The 20,363-nt window shown below is 54.7% G+C and carries 21 protein-coding genes and 1 tRNA gene; 14 read left to right on the forward strand and 8 right to left on the reverse strand.

What is annotated here, in order from left to right; translation table 11 throughout:
- Positions 1-10 precede the first annotated feature (10 nt).
- Complete coding sequence (locus tag LJN55_RS04090; RefSeq protein ID WP_227535740.1) at positions 11-352, forward strand: TonB family protein; 342 nt, start codon at positions 11-13, stop codon at positions 350-352.
- A 48-nt stretch (positions 353-400) separates the two neighbouring features.
- On the opposite strand, the gene LJN55_RS04095 is transcribed toward LJN55_RS04090, so the two are convergent.
- Entirely contained in the window at positions 401-2,782 is a 2,382-nt protein-coding gene (locus LJN55_RS04095) for a beta-glucosidase (protein WP_227535741.1), read from the reverse strand.
- Positions 2,783-3,009: 227 nt separating this feature from the next.
- Here LJN55_RS04095 and LJN55_RS04100 point away from each other — a divergent pair, with 227 nt between their 5' ends.
- Entirely contained in the window at positions 3,010-3,456 is a 447-nt protein-coding gene (locus LJN55_RS04100; protein ID WP_238337141.1) for a nucleotidyl transferase AbiEii/AbiGii toxin family protein, read from the forward strand.
- Between the two features lie 251 nt (positions 3,457-3,707).
- Here LJN55_RS04100 and LJN55_RS04105 read toward each other — a convergent pair.
- A tRNA-Phe gene (locus tag LJN55_RS04105) sits at positions 3,708-3,783 on the reverse strand.
- A gap of 275 nt (positions 3,784-4,058) precedes the next feature.
- On the opposite strand from LJN55_RS04105, the gene LJN55_RS04110 reads away from it, so the two are divergent.
- The 5 genes from LJN55_RS04110 to LJN55_RS04130 all read left to right on the forward strand — a co-directional run bounded on the left by LJN55_RS04110 (position 4,059) and on the right by LJN55_RS04130 (position 9,595).
- On the forward strand, positions 4,059-5,291 hold the full coding sequence (locus LJN55_RS04110; RefSeq protein WP_227535742.1) for a PP2C family protein-serine/threonine phosphatase: 1,233 nt from the start codon (positions 4,059-4,061) through the stop codon (positions 5,289-5,291).
- 29 nt (positions 5,292-5,320) lie between these two features.
- On the forward strand, positions 5,321-5,875 hold the full coding sequence (locus tag LJN55_RS04115) for a SiaB family protein kinase (protein WP_227535743.1): 555 nt from the start codon (positions 5,321-5,323) through the stop codon (positions 5,873-5,875).
- A 17-nt stretch (positions 5,876-5,892) separates the two neighbouring features.
- Positions 5,893-6,291 carry a DUF1987 domain-containing protein gene (locus LJN55_RS04120; protein WP_133846142.1) on the forward strand — a complete coding sequence of 133 codons (399 nt, stop codon included), beginning with the start codon at positions 5,893-5,895 and terminating at the stop codon, positions 6,289-6,291.
- On the forward strand, positions 6,288-7,019 hold the full coding sequence (locus LJN55_RS04125) for a GGDEF domain-containing protein (RefSeq protein WP_227535744.1): 732 nt from the start codon (positions 6,288-6,290) through the stop codon (positions 7,017-7,019). The genes LJN55_RS04120 and LJN55_RS04125 overlap by 4 nt, the downstream gene beginning before the upstream one ends.
- Before the next feature lie 434 nt (positions 7,020-7,453).
- The gene (locus LJN55_RS04130; RefSeq protein ID WP_159337575.1) at positions 7,454-9,595 is read left to right on the forward strand and encodes an ornithine decarboxylase; all 2,142 of its coding nucleotides are present in this window, start codon (positions 7,454-7,456) and stop codon (positions 9,593-9,595) included.
- A gap of 269 nt (positions 9,596-9,864) precedes the next feature.
- Here LJN55_RS04130 and LJN55_RS04135 read toward each other — a convergent pair whose 3' ends face one another.
- Complete coding sequence (locus LJN55_RS04135) at positions 9,865-10,497, reverse strand: TetR/AcrR family transcriptional regulator (protein WP_200641251.1); 633 nt, start codon at positions 10,495-10,497, stop codon at positions 9,865-9,867.
- A gap of 284 nt (positions 10,498-10,781) precedes the next feature.
- Between LJN55_RS04135 and LJN55_RS04140 the strand changes: the two genes are divergently transcribed.
- The 4 genes from LJN55_RS04140 (at position 10,782) to LJN55_RS04155 (ending at position 13,608) form a co-directional block, all read left to right on the forward strand.
- A complete protein-coding gene (locus LJN55_RS04140; RefSeq protein WP_212813749.1) occupies positions 10,782-12,002 on the forward strand; it encodes a Tm-1-like ATP-binding domain-containing protein in 1,221 nt (406 codons plus the stop codon).
- A 2-nt stretch (positions 12,003-12,004) separates the two neighbouring features.
- Positions 12,005-12,835 carry a phosphoenolpyruvate hydrolase family protein gene (locus tag LJN55_RS04145; protein WP_133846147.1) on the forward strand — a complete coding sequence of 277 codons (831 nt, stop codon included), beginning with the start codon at positions 12,005-12,007 and terminating at the stop codon, positions 12,833-12,835.
- Between the two features lie 138 nt (positions 12,836-12,973).
- Positions 12,974-13,249, forward strand: a complete 276-nt coding sequence (locus LJN55_RS04150; protein WP_133846148.1) for a type II toxin-antitoxin system HicA family toxin — start codon at positions 12,974-12,976, stop codon at positions 13,247-13,249.
- Positions 13,246-13,608: a type II toxin-antitoxin system HicB family antitoxin gene (locus tag LJN55_RS04155; protein ID WP_133846149.1), complete on the forward strand. Its 363-nt coding sequence runs from the start codon at positions 13,246-13,248 to the stop codon at positions 13,606-13,608. Before LJN55_RS04150 ends, LJN55_RS04155 begins: the two co-directional genes overlap by 4 nt.
- 47 nt (positions 13,609-13,655) lie before the next feature.
- Here LJN55_RS04155 and mltC read toward each other — a convergent pair whose 3' ends face one another.
- Genes mltC through mutY form a run of 3 tightly spaced genes read right to left on the reverse strand, consistent with a single transcriptional unit; the run spans position 13,656 to position 16,147 of the window.
- Positions 13,656-14,735, reverse strand: a complete 1,080-nt coding sequence (gene mltC / locus LJN55_RS04160) for a membrane-bound lytic murein transglycosylase MltC (RefSeq protein ID WP_133846150.1) — start codon at positions 14,733-14,735, stop codon at positions 13,656-13,658.
- Positions 14,736-14,789: 54 nt separating this feature from the next.
- Positions 14,790-15,062 (reverse strand): oxidative damage protection protein, encoded by a 273-nt coding sequence (locus LJN55_RS04165; RefSeq protein ID WP_133846151.1) that lies wholly within the window; start codon positions 15,060-15,062, stop codon positions 14,790-14,792.
- Positions 15,062-16,147 carry an A/G-specific adenine glycosylase gene (mutY, locus tag LJN55_RS04170; RefSeq protein WP_227535745.1) on the reverse strand — a complete coding sequence of 362 codons (1,086 nt, stop codon included), beginning with the start codon at positions 16,145-16,147 and terminating at the stop codon, positions 15,062-15,064. Before mutY ends, LJN55_RS04165 begins: the two co-directional genes overlap by 1 nt.
- A gap of 321 nt (positions 16,148-16,468) precedes the next feature.
- Here mutY and trmB point away from each other — a divergent pair, with 321 nt between their 5' ends.
- The 3 genes from trmB (at position 16,469) to LJN55_RS04185 (ending at position 18,383) form a co-directional block, all read left to right on the forward strand.
- Positions 16,469-17,188, forward strand: coding sequence for a tRNA (guanosine(46)-N7)-methyltransferase TrmB (gene trmB / locus LJN55_RS04175; protein WP_227535746.1), 720 nt, complete (start codon positions 16,469-16,471; stop codon positions 17,186-17,188).
- The gene (locus LJN55_RS04180; protein WP_133846154.1) at positions 17,188-17,514 is read left to right on the forward strand and encodes a YggL family protein; all 327 of its coding nucleotides are present in this window, start codon (positions 17,188-17,190) and stop codon (positions 17,512-17,514) included. The genes trmB and LJN55_RS04180 overlap by 1 nt, the downstream gene beginning before the upstream one ends.
- Positions 17,515-17,666: 152 nt before the next feature.
- A complete protein-coding gene (locus LJN55_RS04185) occupies positions 17,667-18,383 on the forward strand; it encodes a YggN family protein (protein ID WP_133846155.1) in 717 nt (238 codons plus the stop codon).
- Positions 18,384-18,494: 111 nt separating this feature from the next.
- Here the strand turns inward: LJN55_RS04185 and hemW are convergent, their stop codons facing one another.
- Positions 18,495-19,631 (reverse strand): radical SAM family heme chaperone HemW, encoded by a 1,137-nt coding sequence (hemW, locus tag LJN55_RS04190; RefSeq protein WP_227535747.1) that lies wholly within the window; start codon positions 19,629-19,631, stop codon positions 18,495-18,497.
- Entirely contained in the window at positions 19,624-20,217 is a 594-nt protein-coding gene (rdgB, locus tag LJN55_RS04195; RefSeq protein WP_133846157.1) for an RdgB/HAM1 family non-canonical purine NTP pyrophosphatase, read from the reverse strand. Before rdgB ends, hemW begins: the two co-directional genes overlap by 8 nt.
- Positions 20,218-20,363 lie beyond the last annotated feature (146 nt).

A 20,363-nucleotide genomic window follows, 5' to 3' on the forward strand; every position in this document is an offset into this window, starting at 1 on the left:
CAGGGACGAAATGAAATATCTAATCGCGTTAATCATCTGTTGCCTGAGCGTGTTAACGGCATCAGCGCAGCAGGAAACTGCCGAAAAACCTGAACCGGTATTGACCGTAAAACCCGCCTACCCGGCAAGGGCATTTGCTCACCGCCTTAATGGTCATGTTGTTGTTTCCTATGATGTGAATAACGACGGGGATGTGATCAATGCGCGAGTGGCATCCTCAGAACCTGCGGGAATATTTGATGAGGAAGCGTTAGGAGCCATCAGGAAGTGGAAATTTACCCCGCATAAACCCTGCCAGGGATTAACGAAGGACTTTGTCTTTAACATTAATACGAAATCGTCGGTTGAATAGCGCGTTATCTTTCATCCCGGCCTGAGGGCCGGGATTATGAGTTTTTAATTACAGCGCATTAATCTGCCGTAAGACCTCCTGCTTAATCTTCTGCCTTTTTGCCTTATCCTTCACCGGTTCGGGTTGCTGCTGCAAAGCGGCATCCAGCTTCTCACCCAGCGTGGGGGCGCCCTGGATCCATGCGTTCGTCTCCTCATCACCGATGATGTTTGCCACAATCGCGGCGGCTTTTTCATAGGTTTGTACCTCTATCCACGGTGTCTCCAGAGAGAATGCCGGGGTCGAGGAGGTGACGATAAGGGGAACCTCGGTACGGATGTCGCGCGACGAGCTGCCAATGCGTAACGTGAAGCGGCCTGGCTCCAGCACCCAGTCATTCTTGTCCTCATCAAAATAGGAAAAGGAGCGCTTATCAAGTTTCAGCGTGACCTGCTGCTCTGCGCCCGCGGGCAGGCTGACTTTTTCAAACGCTTTCAGCTCCTGAACCGGCCTGTCGAGGCGGGAAGCCTCATCGTGCACGTAAAGCTGAACCACCTCTTTGGTGTCTCTCTGCGACAGGTTGCGCAGCGGGAGGCTGATCGCAATGCTGTCCTGCTGATCAATATTGAATACCGGCTTATCCGGGCTGGCCTTGCCATACTGTACGCCGGAGTAGGAGAGGCCATAGCCAAATGGATACATCGGCGCGACTTGCCGGATGTCAAAAGCACGGTAGCCAACATAAATCCCTTCACCGTAGATCACCGTTTTTGCGCTGCCCGGATAATTGCCAAAACCCGGTGAGTCTTCCAGACGTTTAGGGAAGGTGAGCGGCAGCTTACCGGAAGGGTTCACTTTTCCGCTCAGGATATCCGCTACCGCATTACCCGCCTGTTCACCGGGTTGCCAGGTAAGCAGAATCGCATCTGCGTGGTGCTCCCACGAGGCCATCTCGACAGGGGCACCAATATTCAGCAGCACCACCACCTTTTTATTCTGCTGATGGAACGCCGCAGACACCCTGGCAATCATCGCCACCTCATCCGCATGCATCGCCATGGAATAGCGATCCGCCCCCTCGGTAGAACTTCGCCCGATTGAAATCAGGGCAATATCACTCTGCTGCGCCGCGCTGGTGATAGCGGCATCGCTGGCCTGCTCATCCAGCGTTTGTCCCCCGGCGGCATCGATCAGCGTTAACCCGGCGTTTTTCAGCCCCTGCGGTAACGTCACCAGCCGTTTAGGATCGATATTGACCTCCGCGCTTCCCCCGCCAACCATGAAGAAATTACTGATGTTATGGCCGAACGTTGCCACACGCAGCGAAGTAGTGAGCGGCAGCGTTTCTGCATCGTTTTTCAGCAACACCATGGTATCGGCCGCCGACTGACGCGCCAGTAACGCATGATCGGCAGGCATAGGATCGCGGGTGGGTTCGCCACCTTTAAAGCGGTGGGTTTTGATCACCACACTCAGGATATTGCGAACGTTTTCGTTGATCTGATCCTGCGTGATCTCGCCGGATTTGATGGCCGCGAGGATCACGTCTTTCGGGTCCGTATTGCGGCGCAGGAACGGTGTGTCCTTTTTGGACAGCCCGCCAGGCATATTAAGGTCGTTACCGTTCTGCAATGCCCTGACCGGATCGCTGACGCCGTACCAGTCCGACATCACCAGGCCGTTAAACTTCCACTGGTCGCGCAGCACGTCTTTCAGCAGCCAGGCGTTTTGCGAAGCGGGCGTGCCGTTAATCGACGGATAAGAACTCATCACCGCCCAGGGCCGGGCTTTTTCCATAGCATATTCGAAACCGGGGAAATAGATTTCCCGCAGCGCACGCGGAGAAATTATTTCGTTCACCGTTTGTCGGCGCGTTTCCTGATTATTGGCGGCAAAGTGTTTCACCACTGCGCCCACGCCCTGCGCCTGCATCCCGTTGATATAGCTCACCGTGATCATGGCATTCAGCCACGGATCTTCGGAGAAGTATTCGAAGTTGCGGCCGTTCAGCGGGTTGCGCTGAATGTTAATCGCCGGGCCGAGCATTAAGTCGACGCCATATTGTTTCGCTTCATTGCCTATCGCGCCGCCGACCTGCTGGATCAGCGCCGGGTCCCACGTGGCTGCCATGGCGATGGACACCGGGAACGCGCTGGCGAAACGCTTCTCACCGCCGGTGGGGCCTGCCCCGAGCCTGACGCCAACCGGGCCATCGGCAAAGACAATTTGCGGGATGCCCAGCCGGGGGATGGCGAAGGTTGAACCCGCCGCGCCCGCCACTTTTTCGGCATTGTTCATCCCGGTGCCCGTCACCAGAGCGGCTTTCTCTTCCGGCGTCATGGCGACAATGACCGCAGATATCGACTCAGCATTTTTTAACTGTGGAGCGGCCCAAGCGGGTGTAGACAGGAGGATAACGGCAGCCGACAGTCCGGCCTTATGTGATTTCATACTCATCCCTTAGCATTTATACGGAGGCTAAAAAATGAGATTACCAAAAATGTTGATATATTTTAGTGACGTAGGTAGCAGGTTGTTAGCATGTCTTTGGATGAGTAAATTTTGATGCAGCCTGTTTATGTTTACAAAAAAGACGCAATTTGGTGTTATTTTTGTAGAGTTAACCGTGCAAGATTGAAATCGCTAATATTACTGCCTATACCCGCACCGTCAGACAACTGGTCCGTAACTATTCTATTTTACCCAATGGATACAGTGACATATTAATTAACGTTGAAACGTTAGATGAAGTGATGGCGGATAAACTTGTCGCTTTCCCTGCATCAACGAAGTATATCCGCTATCGTGATATGTGGGATCTTGTATGGCTTAAACAACAGGGGGCGAGTGTGAATTCCGCTCTGGTAAGTAAAAAGTTGTTGGATTATCACATTGAGGATTTTTGTGAAAAAATCCAGGCGCGAGTTGATTCCTTGCCGAATATTATCTCTGGCGGTGATTTTCATCAGGAAATGAAACGATTTATTCCCGCTCCAGTTTATGAAACCTCGCTAGCCAGAGAAGGGTTCTCACTATTTTTACAGGCTACGTTAACGGAGCTATTGGTGCAGTTGAAAAGTGAGCTTTATGAGGGGAACGATAATCCAGATCTATTCATTCTGTAAGATATATTCAAGTTATCCTTACCTGAAATCTACCCAACCCCCCAAACGCAAAAAACCCGCCACAGGCGGGTTCTTCTAAATAGTGGTGCCCGGACTCGGACAAAAACGCCGGGAGCGTTTTTGCATGGTGCTTTAGCGCCAGCCCCGTAGGGGCGAGTCTCATGGATGAGACGAGTCATCGAACGGAGTTCGATGGAGAGTCCGTAATCCAGAAAGCAAAAAACCCGCCACAGGCGGGTTCTTCTAAATAGTGGTGCCCGGACTCGGAATCGAACCAAGGACACGGGGATTTTCAATCCCCTGCTCTACCGACTGAGCTATCCGGGCAACGGGGCGCATTAAACCTTATGCCACTGCCAGCGTCAACGGCTTTATGGTGAAAAGCCGACTGATTGCACTCTTTTCCACCAGTCTGTTGTGAAAGCCCCTCTTTTAGCCTGTTTTATCACCCATCCTGATTCCATTTTCTGCCCTGATTTATGCTGGCTGTTGCCCTTTATACGCGATAAAACCGGGTTATTAGGATTATTCTCAATGCTGGCATGAAACTGTCACAATCGCCTGTCAGGCTAGGGCTAACTGAGGATTACTGGCCGCGTATCATGCACTTAGACTTACCGCCTTTAACACCCCAACGTCTGCCATCGCCGCATCTTACCGCGCGCGATCTCTGTATTGAGGTGCCTTTTGTCACACCGGATGCCGATAACCTGGCCGTGATGGCGCTGTTTACCAAACAACCGTCACTGACCAGCCTGCCGGTGGTGGAGCAACGCCATCCGCTGGGGCTGATTAATCGTCATCTGTTTTTATCGCAGATGTCGCGGCCGTTCTTCCGTGAACTGTATGACCGCAAAAGCTGCATCGCCTTTATGGATAAAATGCCGCTGGTAATCGATGCGGCCAGCACGCTGGATAGCGTGGCGCAGCAGATGGTGGCATCAGGCGATAAGTCACTGACAGATGGCTTTATTCTCACCAGTGCGGGTGAGTATATCGGCATCGGGCTGGGTATTGATCTGATCAAAACCGTCTCGGATCAGCAGGCGCGTCAGCATCAGCAAATTATGCAGAGCATTGAATATGCGCGGGTGATCCAGGAAGCGATGCTCGACCAGTCACAGCGCTTACTGGTGCAGCAGCTACGTGATAGTTGCCTGTGCTGGCAGCCGCGTGACTGCGTTGGCGGTGACTTTTACGCCTTTCACACCTTTCCTCACGGCTGGCTGCTGTTAATGGCAGATTGCACCGGGCATGGCGTGCCGGGCGCGTTTATGACGGTCATCCTCTCTTCGGCGCTGGAAAAGGCGCTGACGCAGTGTGAACCGGAGCAGCCGGAGCAGTTACTCCAGCATATCAATCGCTACATTAAACAGACGCTGGGGCAGTTGCAGCAGTCGGAGCAGACCTCGTTGTCGAACGACGGCTGTGATGCGCTGGCGCTGTTTGTTGATACCCGTGAAGACCGCATGATCTGGGCCGGTGCGCGTATCTCCGGTTTTCTGCTCTCGACGGTGAGCGAGCAGGCCATTCTGCTGAGCTGCAATCGCATGGGCGTGGGTTACACCGATACCCCGGTGGACTACGAGTGGGCGCGCCATGAACTGCCGCTGAAACCCCAGGATCTGTTCTTAACCTTTACCGATGGTCTGACCGATCAGATCGGGGGCGAACGCCAGATTATGTTTGGCCGCAAGCGTATTCAGGCAGAGCTGGAACGTAACCGGACGCGCCCGATGAGCGAGCTGGCGGAAGGGCTTCAGCAGACCTTGCTCGCCTGGCAGGGGCAGCAGCTGCGGCGCGATGATATGACATTTTTAGGGTTTCGTTACTGATGAACCGGGGCAACGGGCAAAAGAACACTATGAATACTGATCCGATAATCCGCGGGCTGCTGGCGGACACGCCGCACGATGTGGTGGCGCTGCGTTACACCGGTTTTTTTTCCCAGCACAATATTACGGCGATGGGGGAGGTGATCCGCCTCTATCTGGAGCAGAACGAGGCATCGTTTGTCACCCGGCGTAAGCTGTTCTCCACTTTTGTGGAGATGGTGCAAAATATTCTGCGCTACTCCTCAGACAGCCGGGCGCTCTGCAAAGATAATGACGAAATGCGCTTTGGCGCGATCTGTTTTGGTCTGCATGACGGTAAGTATGTGCTGGAAAGCGCTAACCTGGTGCGTCCGGATGAATCCGCGCGCCTGAGTGAATGCCTGCTGGCGCTGCGCAATATGAGCGCGGAAGAAATTAAAGTGACCTACAAGCAGTCACTGCGTACAGAAAGCCCGGCCTGGAGCAAAGGGGCGAATATCGGCCTGCTGACTCTGGCGCGGGACGCCAGCCAACCGCTGGAATTTACTTTTCACCAGGTTGCATCGACGGATCTCTCGGCGTTCTACCTGAAAGCGACTATCTGACAGGGCACACCTTAGCTATGAACAACATCTCCATGCCTGCAACCAGCAGCACTCCCGCCGTGGACTTTGATTTCGCCAGCGGCAGGCTGTCGCTCAGCGGGGAATCCTGGCCAGAAAATGCCGCCGCTTTTTACCGTCCGCTGATGGCCGCGGTGGAAGAGTGGCAGGGCAGCGCCTTTTTCCGCAACCTCAGCCTGGTCAGCATCCATGTGGCACTCAGCTACTTCAACAGCTCCAGCACCAAAATGTTGTTTGGTCTGTTTGGCGTGTTGAACGAAGCGGCAGTCAACGGGGTTCGCACCGAGCTGCACTGGTATTACGACAGCGAAGACGATATCTCCGAAGAGTTCGGTCAGGAGCTGAGTATCGATTTTTCAGCAATTACCTTCCATATGCATCCGGGGGGCGCGGAATGATGAGCATCGATGAGCTGTTCACGCATGAAAATGCCATTCTTGAGCAGGCGCGGGATATTGCCGCACGCGAGCACCTTGATGCGGAAACCTGTCGTGCGGCGTTACAGACCCTCAGTGGCCACTATCAGCGCATGATGCGTGAGTCGTGGCGCCTGATTTCCCGCAGTGACCGTGCTGAGCGCGAACTGACGCTTCTCAACGAGCAACTGCGCCAGCTGGCGTTACGGCTGGAGTACGAAGCCACGCACGATCCGCTGACCGGCGTGTATAACCGCAGCGCCATCATCAACCAGATCGGCAGCGCACTGCATCAGGATGACGCCTCCCTGATCCTGCTCGATATTGACCATTTCAAAGCCATTAATGACCAGTACGGCCATCCCACCGGCGATGCGGTGATCAGTGAACTGATCAAACGGATTGAGAACTCGGTGCCGGAGAGCGGCAGTGTGGGGCGCGTAGGGGGCGAGGAGTTTACCATCCTGCTGCCGGGGACCAGCATGGGGCAGGCGGCGGTGGTGGCCGGTTATATTCATGCCTCGCTGAATGCGTCCGTGCTGAACTCCCTGCCGGATCGGCTGGTGACCGTCAGTCTGGGCGTCAGCTGGGGAGCTTCGCGCAGTAGTTTTGACACCCTGTATGCCGAGGCGGATGCCGCCTTGTATGAGGCGAAGCGTGCCGGACGTAACCGGATTCACTATGCCAGCCAGCGTGCCGCCCTGGGATAAACCCGACATTTTTTTCTGCGGGTATCCGCTATTCTGCCGGACCACTGGCATTGAACCCGGTACTAAAAAATGCCATTATTGCGCAAATTTTGACAACCCCGTCATCCCTGCACACTGAGGTCACCGCCATGAGAGGTTCACTGCTGTTGTTGAGCATCTGTAACCCGCATCTGCCGATGCAGCCTGGTCGATCTTATTGCTGTCATACCTTGTCGATAAATTCTCTCACCATGCGGTGAGGTCTTTCTACGCTTAACTGTTGGCCATGCGTAAAAACAGACGAGATCTGATTTTACTGATGTCTATCGGTTGAAGCTGAAGTCATTCTGCTGAAAACCCAACATGACTGTTCGCCGGGAACGCGTGCGCTTTGCTGCCGTTCCTATTGCTGTGCCTCTGGCACCCACTCATCCTTGACCGTTAGGGATTTGTGCATGACTCCTCTTAAAATTGCAGCCAGCACCACTGTGGCAATCCACCTCCAGACCGGGCGCGAAGTCGTTACGCTGGATAATACTGATTTCACCGATGTCGCCGCGGTGGTTCTGTCCGTTTCTGACTCACGCTCAGGCGTGCTGGCGCTGCTGCGTCATACCGGTTTTAACCTGCCGGTGTTTATTGCCCTCGACGATGCCGCGCAGGCGGTTGACCTGCCTGAAGTTGATGGTGTGCTGACGGGGGAAGAGGGCGATGCTTCGCTGCTGGAAACCGCCGCAGCCGGGTATCAGGCCAGGTTGTTACCGCCGTTTTTCCAGACGCTGACTAAATACGTAGCGATGGATAACACCACCTTTGCCTGCCCGGGGCATCAGGGCGGTGAATTCTTTAAAAAGCATCCGGCCGGACGTCAGTTCTTTGACTTCTTTGGTGAGAACGTGTTTCGTGCCGATATGTGCAACGCTGACGTGAAACTCGGTGATTTGCTGATCCACGAAGGTTCAGCCAAACATGCGCAAAAGTTTGCAGCGAAAGTCTTCAACGCGGATAAAACCTACTTTGTGCTGAATGGCACCTCCAGCGCCAATAAAGTGGTGACCAATGCGCTGCTGACCCGTGGCGATCTGGTGTTGTTCGATCGCAATAACCATAAATCTAACCATCATGGTGCGCTGATCCAGGCCGGTGCGACGCCGGTATATCTGGAAACTGCCCGCAACCCGTTTGGGTTTATTGGTGGCATTGATGCGCACTGCTTTGATGAAGCCTATGTGCGTGACCTGATTAAACAGGTGGCACCGGAACGTGCCGGGGATGAACGTCCGTTCCGTCTGGCGGTGATCCAGCTCGGCACCTACGATGGCACGGTGTATAACGCGCGCAAGGTGCTCGACAGCATCGGCCACCTGTGCGACTACATCCTGTTTGACTCCGCCTGGGTGGGCTATGAGCAGTTTATTCCCGTGATGGAAGCCTGTTCGCCGCTGTTGCTTGACCTGAAGCCGTCCGATCCCGGCATTTTTGTTACGCAGTCCGTGCATAAACAGCAGGCCGGGTTCTCGCAGACTTCGCAGATCCACAAGAAAGATAACCATATCCGTGGCCAGCAGCGTTTTTGCAGCCACAAACGCCTGAACAATGCGTTTATGCTGCATGCATCTACCAGCCCGTTCTACCCGCTGTTTGCTGCGCTGGATATCAACGCCAAAATGCATCAGGGCGAAGCGGGACGACGTCTGTGGCATGAGTGCGTGGTGCTGGGCATTGATGCACGTAAGGCGATTCTGGCGCGCTGCGAGATGATTAAGCCGTTTATTCCCGATGAGGTTGACGGCAAACCCTGGCAGGATGCGCCGACGGCGACGATCGCTTCCGATGCGCGCTACTTTAGCTTTGCACCGGGCGCGTCGTGGCATGGCTTTGGCGGTTATGAGAAAGATCAGTATCTGGTCGATCCGTGCAAGCTGCTGCTGACCACGCCGGGCATTGATGCTGCCAGCGGGAAATATGCCTCTTTCGGTATTCCGGCAACGATTCTGGCGAACTATCTGCGTGAAAATGGCGTGGTGCCGGAGAAGTGCGATCTGAACTCCATTCTGTTCCTGCTGACACCGGCAGAGAGCATGGAGAAGATGGCGAAGCTGGTGGCGAAACTGGCCCAGTTCGAACAACACATCAAAGAAGATGCGTTACTGCGCGATGTGCTGCCGACGATCTACCGGAAAAATGCGGCGCGCTACGAAGGTTACACCTTGAAGCGACTGTGCCAGGAGATGCACGACCTGTATGTCAGTCATGATGTGAAGGATCTGCAAAAGGCGATGTTCCGCCAGCAGAGCCTACCAAAAATGGTGATGAACCCGCAGGATGCCAATATCGAATTTATTCGTGGCAATGTGGAGCTGGTGCCCATTTCACAGGCAGCCGGACGTATTGCGGCTGAGGGGGCGTTACCGTATCCACCAGGCGTGCTGTGTGTGGTGCCGGGTGAAGAGTGGGGCGGGGCCGTGCAGCAGTATTTCCTCGCGCTGGAGGAGGGCATTAACCTGCTGCCGGGCTTCTCGCCGGAGTTGCAGGGGGTGTATGCCGAAACCGACGAGCAGGGTGTTAAGCGTTTGCAGGGATACGTTTTGGTGTAAAAAAACCGGGTCGGGCGTGCCCGACCCCTACTAAACGCGGTATCACTTGGCAGCATTGCGTGCCCGACCCCTACGAAATGCGGTGTTATCTTGCCGCGTCGCGTGCCCGACCCCTACTAAACGCGGTGTCATCTGGCAGCATCGCGCGCCCGACCCCTACGAAATACGGTGTTATCTGGCAGCGTCGCGTGCCCGACCCCTACGAAATGCGGTGTTATCTGGCAGCATCGTAGGGGCGAGGCATGCCTCGCCCAGGTGTGTATCCGACCTCAGGTATTGAGCGCTTCTTCCCGTGCCTGGCGCACAATCGCTTTCGCGATCCATTTGCCAATATCCTGCAGTTCGTCGTTATCACAGCCCCAGATATCTTTCATCACCAGAAAAATCTCCGAACCGTAAACCAACGACAGTGAACGCACCACGCGATCCATCAAATCGGGTGTCAGCTCTTTGTTGAGCGGTTCCACCACCTGCATCAGCATCGCTTTGCGATTTCCGCGCACCAGCTTCTCTTTCAGTGGCACGGCATCAACTGACTGCGACTGCGCCCACTGCGTCAGCGACAAATGCAGCGCCGCACGCAACGTTCCCTCGTGTTTCAGCATACGCGGGAAGGCAAAACTCAGCAGCTCATCAATGCGTGCGTTGGCATCTTGCTGAGTGGGCTGCCAGTTTTTGATGGGGCTGAGTGTTTCAGACACAATGGCCGAGACCAGCGCACTCTGCGTGGGGAAGTAGCGATAAGCAGTGGCGCGTGACAGCTGTGCCTCCTGCGCAACTTCGGTAATCGATGGAAATGCGCCGTTATCAAACATCTTCATCGCGGTATCAATTAGTAAGCGGCGCGTTCTGGCTCGTGTTGATGTGAGCCCCAAAACGCTAGCGGAATCCCTTTGCTCCACAATAACCTCATTATCCGGTTTAACCTGTTTCTTTATCGGGCTGGTGGGCGTGACAGCACGTTCACCAGTGTTGACAACGGGGGGCGGCCTGCGCCATTCCCCGCTGTTATAAGCGTAGTCAAAACTCGACGAGACTCATATTTCATTCAATTGATTTATCAATATTGAAGGTGCTACTGTGAGTTTTCCAGACTCAATCTCTTCAGTGATTCAAAGTTATTTACGTTTTTATATCAAGATTATCAACTCTTTATTGATCTAAATAACAGGTTATCGTAACGCCCATGAAAAATGATACTGGATCTATCTACGTTGTTGCTACAGCGGATACTAAAGGAAGGGAACTGTTTTATGTGCGCGATCTGATTGCTCAGGTCGGCGTACCCGTGGTGACAGTTGACCTGTCTACTCAACCACTTAGCCGCGCTTTTGAGGGGAATATCCCGGCCGCCATGGTGGCGGATTATCATCCCCAGGGGCGCGATGCTGTCTTCTGTGGCGACCGCGGTAAGGCGATTAACGCCATGGCACAAGCTTTTGAGATTTTCCTTAGTCAGCGTAATGATGTCGCGGGGATTATTGGGCTGGGTGGCTCAGGCGGTACGGCGCTGATCACACCAGCGATGCAGGTGCTGCCCGTCGGTGTACCCAAGCTGATGGTTTCCACGATGGCCTCTGGCGATGTGTCTGGCTATGTCGGTGCCAGCGATATTGCCATGCTCTATTCGGTGACCGATGTTGCCGGGCTGAACCGGATTTCCCGCCGCGTGCTGGGGAATGCCGCCCACCAGATTGCCGGCGCAGTCCGCTTCCCACTTCCTCCTGATGGAAATGATAAACCTGCCATCGGTCTGACGATGTTTGGCGTCACCACGCCGTGCATAGAGGCCGCCAGTGCCGCGCTGGAAGCCGATTATGACTGCCTCGTGTTCCATGCCACCGGCAGCGGGGGGAAAGCGATGGAGAAACTGGCAGACAGCAATATGCTGTCCGGGATGCTTGACCTGACAACCACTGAAGTCTGTGATTTGCTGTTTGGCGGTGTGCTGGCCTGCGGTGAAGATCGCTTCGATGCGCTGGCCCGCAGCAGGCTGCCTTGCGTGCTCTCCTGCGGGGCGCTGGATATGGTGAACTTTGGTCATCCTGCCAGCGTGCCGCAGAAATACGCCTCACGCCTGTTCTACCATCACAATGCTCAGGTGACGCTGATGCGTACTACCGTGGAGGAGAATATTGAGATGGCACGCTGGATCGCTGAGAAGCTGAACCGCTGCGAAGGGGAAGTGCGTTTTCTGATCCCTGAAGGGGGCTTTTCTGCGCTGGATGCGCCTGGCCAGCCATTCTGGTCGCCCGAGGCCAACCAGGCGTTTATCTCCACGCTGGAGGCAAGCTGTATACAGACCGCACAGCGCCAGATTATTCGCCTGCCCTGGAACATCAACGATCGGCAGTTCGCCGCTGAAGCCGTTGCTCAATTTCGCCAACTGGCGTCGAAAGGAAGATAACCATGCCTGCTTTTAGCCGTCAGCAGATGCTGACGAAATTCAGAGAGATGATTGCCCGTCGTGAACCGATTATCGGCGGCGGCGCGGGCACTGGGCTGTCAGCAAAATGCGAAGAAGCCGGGGGGATCGATCTGATCGTGATCTATAACTCCGGGCGCTACCGGATGGCCGGACGCGGCTCACTCGCCGGGTTGCTGGCCTACGGCAATGCCAATGAGATCGTGGTTGATATGGCCAAAGAGGTACTGCCAGTGGTGAAGCATACCCCGGTACTGGCGGGCGTGAATGGCACCGATCCTTTCTGCAATTTCGATAAATTCCTCGATGACCTGAAAGCCCTCGGCTTTTCCGGTGTACAGAACTTCCCGACCGTCGGGCTGATTGACGGTAACTTCCGCGCCAACCTGGAAGAGACCGGCATGGGCTACGGCCTGGAAGTGGAGATGATCGCCCTGGCACATCAGAAAGAGATGCTGACCACGCCCTATGTGTTCAGCGCCGCCGACGCAGAGGCGATGACCGCCGCGGGTGCGGATATTATTGTGCCGCATATGGGGCTGACCACCGGAGGGAATATCGGTGCCTCGACGGCGTTGCAGTTGAAGGACTGTGTGCCGCTGGTGAATGCCTGGGCCGCAGCCGCTAAAGCGGTGCGCGAGGACGTGATCGTGCTGTGTCACGGCGGACCGATCTCCAGCCCGGAAGATGCGCAGTACATTATGGATAATTGCCCGCAGTGCGATGGTTTCTACGGCGCCAGCTCAATGGAGCGCCTGCCAACCGAAGTGGCACTCACCGAAACCACACGTAAGTTCAAGAATATCAGTCGGTAATACCTTACCCGAGATTCCCCAGGCGCAGCTTACTGCGCCTTTTTTATGCGTAGCGCTGCGCAAGTCCAGGCATCTGACATTGCGTCAACGTCATTGAAGTGTATTTTGACTTCAAAAAATGACTTCAAGGATGATGCAATGAGGAATAGAATAGCGGCATTAAGAAAACGACATCGGGATACGCTGCGGCAAATTTTTACCCGCCCGATACCCACGGATCTGAAGTGGCAACGAATAGAAACCTTGATCATTGCTCTTGGAGGTGAAGTCCGTGAAGCACAAGGATCCCGTGTCAGGTTTCTGCTTAATGGCTCACTGGCACGTTTTCACCGCCCACATCCGTCACCGGAGACAGATAAAGGGGCGGTAGTGGCAGTGAAGGAGTGGCTGGAAGAGACAGGAGTTGAACCATGAATAAAGTGATGGCTATACCTAACGTGATGGTGATTGGCGGCCAGCCTGCCGCAGTCAATTTTGTTGCTGAGCTGGGCGCGTTTCGCGGTAAGTTTCTTGGGTTATCGGGTTACTGTGATTTTGTCGCTGACAGTATTACAGGGTTAAAGTGCGAAGGTGAAATCTCCCTGCGTGATTATCTGGCGGACTGCCATGAGAGTGGCATCGATCCCTATGAGCATGAGGAGAAAGTGAAAACCTTCACATTGCGCTATCCAGAGTCTTTTGGCGAACAACTGGCACAGGCCGCCGCAGAACATCAGCTCTCGCTGAATAGCTATATTGTCGCGGCATTAAGCGCGCAAATGAAGAAATGTTGAGGTGAGTCAGGGGCGACCTTTATTGCTGGTCGCCCCTGGCCGATTCATTAATAGCGGTGGTAGCTCTTCTGCGCGTTGTTGACCTTAGACAGGTAACGACGCGATTCTGCCGACGGGTGACTGGTGGTCAGCTTCTGGTAGACCTCAGCAGGTGACAGGTTGTTAATCGCGCTGAAGGCACGGTCTTTATCGCTGGAGAACACCCGCAGTACGCTTCCTGCACCGCCGTTATAGGCGGTGATCACCGCATAGCGGCGCGAGGTGGTGTTATTGATACCGGCCAGGTAGTTGCCCTGTAACAGAGACAGATAGGCGGTGCCCGCATCGATATTGTTTTCCGGGTCGAGCAGATAACTGCGGCTTGGTTTGCCCCATTTCCCTTTCATCCGGAACACATCCACCCCGGCGGTATGCTGTACCACCTGCATCAGGCCCAGTGCATCCGCATGGCTGACTGCATAAGGGTTGAAGCTGGATTCAATCTGCATGATCGCCAGGATCAGCGACTGATCGACGCCATAGCGCTCGGCGGCTTTGCGCACCATCGGCAGATACTTATGCGCACGTTTGTCGAGGTGGTTTGGCACCATCGGAATGGTGACCGACCAGATCACATGCAGACCGGAATTACGGCGTTGCAGCTTATTCTGGATCAGATAGTCAGCAAAGCTGGCGGCGCGCCCCTGCCAGCGGATCGGCTGGCCGGTATTATCCAGCACCTGGCCATACAGCAGCGGCTCTTTACTGATCTGAATATCTTTGGCGTCGGAATAGAGATCGACATTACCCGGATCTTCCCCGATCAGCAGGGTGGTGATAATCGCCTGACGCAGACTGGCCGTCGGATCGGTTCCTGCGATCGTCTCGATAGTGATGCTACCGGCATCAAAGTTAATGTGGCTACGGGTGTAGTATTGATCGCTGTACTTCACATAGTCTTTTGGACCGGCGATCAGGACTTCATTCATTCCCCAGATATTTTCGATGTTGTGGGCAAACTGTCCCATCAAAATATCAAAACCGTTGGTGTCTTTAATCCACTCTTCATGAGAGGCGTTTTGCTTCTTGCCTGAGCAGGAAACCAGCAACGGCGCAATAATCAGCAAACTTATCAGTTTTTTCTTCATTTTCTCGTGCATCGCCCACAATTTGAGAGGGCCTCATCAGTGAGGCCCAACGACTTATTCTTCCGGCGGGGTATAACCTTCGATATGAACCTCGTGGCCCTCGAACAGGAATTTAATCATCTCTTGTTCCAGTAGCTTACGGTCATCAGGGTTCATCATACTGAGTTTCTTTTCGTTGATCAGCATGGTCTGTTTCGCCATCCATTTTGACCAGGCTTCTTTTGAAATCTCGTTATAAATGCGTTTGCCTGTATCCCCAGGGTACAACTGGAAATCCTGCCCTTCGGCATCACGTTGCAGGAACGTACAAAAAATGGTTCGGCTCATTACTCTTCCTCTTCTGTTACGCGAGCATTCAACGCCATCTGTTGTGGCTGGCGTAACTGCTGTAGCAGGCGCTCTACCGGCGCGGCCAGCCCCACGGCGGGCGGCTGCGCTAAGTTATACCAGAGACCCGGCACATCATCCATTGCCGCACGGGCAGAAGGCAGCTCAAGCCACATTGGCACAATATCCAGATGGAAATGGCTGAAGGTATGGCGGAAGGCGATCATCTGCTGCAGTTTGCTGTCGTCAAGCCCGCGCAGCCGCAGTGCCTGGCGCAGTTCTGGCTCAGTGCCGTACTGGGGAAAACAGAACAGCCCGCCCCACAATCCAACCGGGGGACGCTGTTCCAGCCAGACATCCTGCCCTTGCTGCATCAGTAATAAGAAGCCGGTGCGTTCCGGAATGGTCTGCTTCGGTTTTTTTCCCGGGTACTGCGCCCAGCTATTATTTGCGTAAGCAATGCAGCCGAGATTAAGCGGGCAAATTTCACATTTAGGTTTCGAGCGGGTACACACCATCGCGCCGAGGTCCATCATTGCCTGGTTAAACTGGCTGACGCCCTCCGCGGGGGTGACATCTTCACTGATTTGCCACAGGCGCTTTTCCACCTCTTTCTTACCCGGCCACCCACCTACCGCATAGCAGCGGGCCAGCACGCGTTTGACGTTGCCATCCAGAATCGGGAAGTGCTTGCCCAGCGCCAGGGAGAGAACCGCGCCAGCAGTAGAGCGCCCGATGCCGGGCAGGGCTTCAACCTCTTCAAGGGTTTGCGGAAAAACACCGTCATGCTTTTCCACCACGGTTTTCGCTGCTTTATGCAGATTACGCGCGCGAGCGTAATAACCGAGGCCGGTCCACAGATGCAGCACTTCATCAAGCGGGGCGGCAGCGAGGTCGCTGACGGTAGGGAAACGTGCCATAAATCGTTCGAAATAGGGAATAACGGTCGCGACCTGCGTCTGTTGCAGCATCACTTCAGAGAGCCAGACCTTATACGGTGTTTTTTCCAGCTGCCACGGCAGGGTTTTACGCCCATAGCGCTGATACCACTCCAGTACCTGATGTGAAAACTGCGCTGCCTGCATGTTGTGAATCCCCGTTCTGCCAATCTGAAAACCAGGCAGGGATTCCAGCACAGAGATTAAGGGCTGTAAACCGGATAATCACTGCATTTGATTAACTGCTGCGAGACACTATGCTGTCAGCGTATTTTTTGGCAGCGATACCCTTCATACTTCATTGCCGCCTTCCTGCACCAAAAGTAGGCCCCCTGAGGGGACTCGAATTATTTTGGGTCTATACTGCAAACCAGTTACGCAGGCGTCCCTGCAACAGGCGGCCTTTATGTTTTCACTTCCTGAAGGCATAATGCCCGCTTTCTACAGTGCACAGCCGCAGGCAGAATCATGAAAAACGATGTTATCTCACCGGAATTTGACGAAAATGGCCGCGCTATGCGCCGGATCCGCAGCTTTGTACGTCGCCAGGGCCGTCTGACCAAAGGTCAGCAGCAGGCGCTGGAGACACTGTGGCCGGTGATGGGCGTTGAGTATCAGCCGGAACCGGTCGATTTAACTGCTCTGTTTGGCCGTGACGCACCGCTGGTGCTGGAGATTGGCTTCGGTATGGGCGCTTCGCTGGTGGCGATGGCTGCCAGCAATCCGCATCAGAACTTCCTGGGTATTGAAGTGCATTCACCGGGCGTGGGTGCCTGCCTGGCGACGGCGGAAGAGGCGGGCGTCAGCAATCTGCGGGTGATGTGTCATGATGCGGTTGAAGTGCTGAATCTGATGATCCCGGATAACTCGCTGGGTATGGTGCAGCTGTTCTTCCCGGACCCGTGGCACAAGGCGCGCCACAACAAACGCCGCATCGTGCAGGTGCCGTTTGCCGAGCTGGTGTTGCGTAAGCTGAAGCTGGGTGGCGTGTTCCATATGGCGACCGACTGGGAAGCCTATGCAGAGCATATGCTGCAAGTGATGAGCAGCATTGACGGGTATAAAAACCAGTCGCAAGAAGGTAACTGGGTGCCGCGCCCGGAATCGCGGCCGTTAACGAAATTTGAGCAGCGTGGTCAGCGTCTTGGCCACGGTGTATGGGATCTGATGTTTGAGAGGGTTAAATAATGGCTACACAACGCAGTCGTCGTCTTCGTAAGAAAATGCACATTGATGAGTTTCAGGAGTTAGGCTTCTCCGTGGGCTTTACCTTCCCGGAAGGCACCAGCGAAGAGACTATCGACAGCACTGTTGATGCGCTGATCAACGAAGTGATCGACGCTAACGGCCTTGCCTTCGATGGCAGCGGTTATCTGCAGTGGGAAGGTCTGATCTGCCTGCAGAAAATCGGCAAATGCACCGATGAGCATCGTGAGCTGGTTAAAAACTGGCTGGAAGCGCGTAAGCTGAACGATGTGAAAGTGACCGAACTTTTCGACGTTTGGTGGGATTGACGGTCTGACCGCAACAGAAGGTCAGACCCTGCGAAAGTGGGGTAATCGCGCTGTAGAGGCCGATCATTTTTTCGATCGGCCCTCCGGGATGACCACATAAGGGGGGCGGCCATGTTTGTGGTTGCCCCTTTTTCATATCAAGGAGACGATTTATGCGTAAAGCGCTTTTGAGTGGTGCATTGCTGCTACTGGCCGCCGGCCAGGCACAGGCGGATTACCAATGCAGCGTTAATCCTCAGGACGATATCATTATCAGCCCGAATCAGGTCGAGGTCGTTGGCGCCAGCGGGAATCTGAGCATCTCCCCTGTGGGTGATGTACAGCGTAATGGTAAAGTGGCGAATATTGATGATGCCACACGCCAGAAAGCTATCGATTATCAGACTGCGCTACGCCGTGATTTGCCGTGGATTGATAGCGGGGCTAAACAGCGTCTGGAAAAAGGGCGGATTGCGCTGGACCGCGTTATTGTTCAGAAACTGGGGCAGAACAGTAATGTGCGTCAGCGTCTGACCACGCTGGACGGGCAGCTGAAGCAGCAGATGAACCGTATTATCGAGCAGCGTAGCGACGGTTTAACCTTCCATCATAAGGCGGTTGAGCAGGTGCGTCAGGATGGCGAGCGTCTGGTACAAAACGCGATGGGTGGGGTGGTGCAGGACAGTCTGAACGAGATGGGCAGCAAGCAGGCAGGAAACGGCGATAACCCGTTGCAGGCGATTATGGGTAATCTTGGTGGTTTACAGCAGGCGATTCAGGCCGAATGGAGCAATCAGGAGCAGGATTTCCAGAACTTCGGTCATGAAGTCTGTAATCGTGTGACCAGCCTTGAAGGCCAACGCAAGGCGTTGATTGCCGGGTTGAAGTAAGCGTTTATGCCGGGCGAGGCATACCTCGCCCTGGAGGGATACGTATTATTGCGTCCGGGCGAGGCATTCGCGTAATTTCGTAGGGGTCAGGCATGCCTGACCCGAACAGCATTACTCCGCTAAAAACAGCTCCAGCAGCGAATTCAGGAACAATTTTCCCTTCTCCGTAATCTGCCACTCTTCTGCCGTTTCCGTCAGATACCCTTTGGCGAGGGCGTCATCGATCTGCGCGCGAATGGTGCTTTCCGGCAATCCGGTATAGCGCGTATATTCCTCACGCGGTGCGGGTTCCAGCAGGCGAAAACGGTTCATAAAGAATTCGAACGGCTTCTCGGCATCGGCCACATTGTGGCGCTTATCGAGATATTTACCCGTCATAAAACCGCGCGGATGCTTGGTTTTAGCGGTGCGGATAATGGTACCGTCCGGTTGAGTCAGTTTACCGTGAGCACCGCAGCCAATACCGAGGTAATCACCAAAGCGCCAGTAATTGAGGTTATGCTCACAGCGGTAGCCGGGTTTGGCATAGGCTGAGGTCTCATACTGCTGATAACCTGCCGCTGTCAGCAACGCATCGCCCTGTTCGAAAATATCCCACAGGTCATCTTCATCTGGCAGGCGCGGTGGCCGCGAGGCAAACAGGGTGTTTGGCTCGATGGTTAGCTGGTACCAGGACAGGTGCGGTGGATTGAGGGCAATCGCCTGGCGCAAATCGTCCAGCGCCTCTTCCAGCGACTGGTCCGGCAGACCGTGCATCAGATCGAGGTTAAAGCTGCGCAGCCCGAGGTTCTCAGCCAGCTGCGCTGCCCGCTTCGCTTCTTCAGGCCCGTGAATGCGCCCCAAACGCTCCAGCTTGGCCGCACTGAAACTCTGCACGCCAATGGAGATACGGTTGATACCGGCGCGCTGATAGCCGCTGAAACGCTCTGCTTCGACCGCCCCCGGATTGGCTTCCATGGTGATCTCAGCCGTGGGTGACAGCGGCAGGCGTGCACGAACGCCGTCCAGCAGCATCTGCATCGCTTCACTGCTTAACAGGCTTGGCGTACCACCACCAATAAAAATGGTGCTGACTTCGCGCCCGGAAGTCAGCGGCAGGTCAATATCCAGATCGTTCAGCAGGTGCTGCACGTACTCTTCGTGCGGCACCTCACCTTTTAATGCGTGGGAATTGAAATCGCAGTACGGGCACTTCTGTACACACCAGGGAATATGGATGTACAGGCTTAACGGGGGCAGATTAACCATGTTTCATGGCGCTCAACAACAGCTCTAAGGCCTGCCCACGATGTGACACCGCGAGTTTTTCTGCCTTGCTCAGTTCTGCTGCGGTTTTACCCAGCGCAGGAACGAAGAAGATCGGATCATAACCGAAGCCCCCTACGCCTGCCGCGCTGCGGGTAATTTCCCCGGCCCAGCTGCCGTGAAACACCAGTGGTGTCGGATCTTCAGCATGGCGCAGATAGACCAGCACGCAGTGAAACTGCGCCTGACGTTCCCCGTCCGGCACCGATTCCAGCGTCGTCAGCAGCTTTTCCAGATTCTGCTGGTCGCTGGCATCAAGCCCGGCATAGCGTGCTGAGTAGATCCCCGGAGCGCCACCCAGAGCATCGACAGCCAGGCCGGAGTCATCGGCAATAGCCGGTAACCCGGTAATGGCCGCCGCATGGCGCGCCTTCAGAATGGCGTTTTCAATAAAGGTCAGCCCGGTCTCTTCGGCAGACTCCACGCCCAGTTCCGTTTGCGCCACGATATCCAGCCCAAACGCGGCTAACAGGTCAGCCAGCTCACGAACCTTTCCGGGGTTGCCGGTGGCGAGTACAACTTTTTGCATAGTAGATCCAAGAATATTATTAATTTATAACGTTTTAACCGAGAATTTTGCCCTACAGGAAGGCGGCAACTGAGTGAATCCCGGGAGCTTACTGTAGTAAGTGACCGGGGTTCACAAGGGCAGCCAACGCATCTGTAGGGTAAAAG

This window comes from Erwinia rhapontici (assembly GCF_020683125.1).
Lineage (GTDB): Bacteria > Pseudomonadota > Gammaproteobacteria > Enterobacterales > Enterobacteriaceae > Erwinia > Erwinia rhapontici.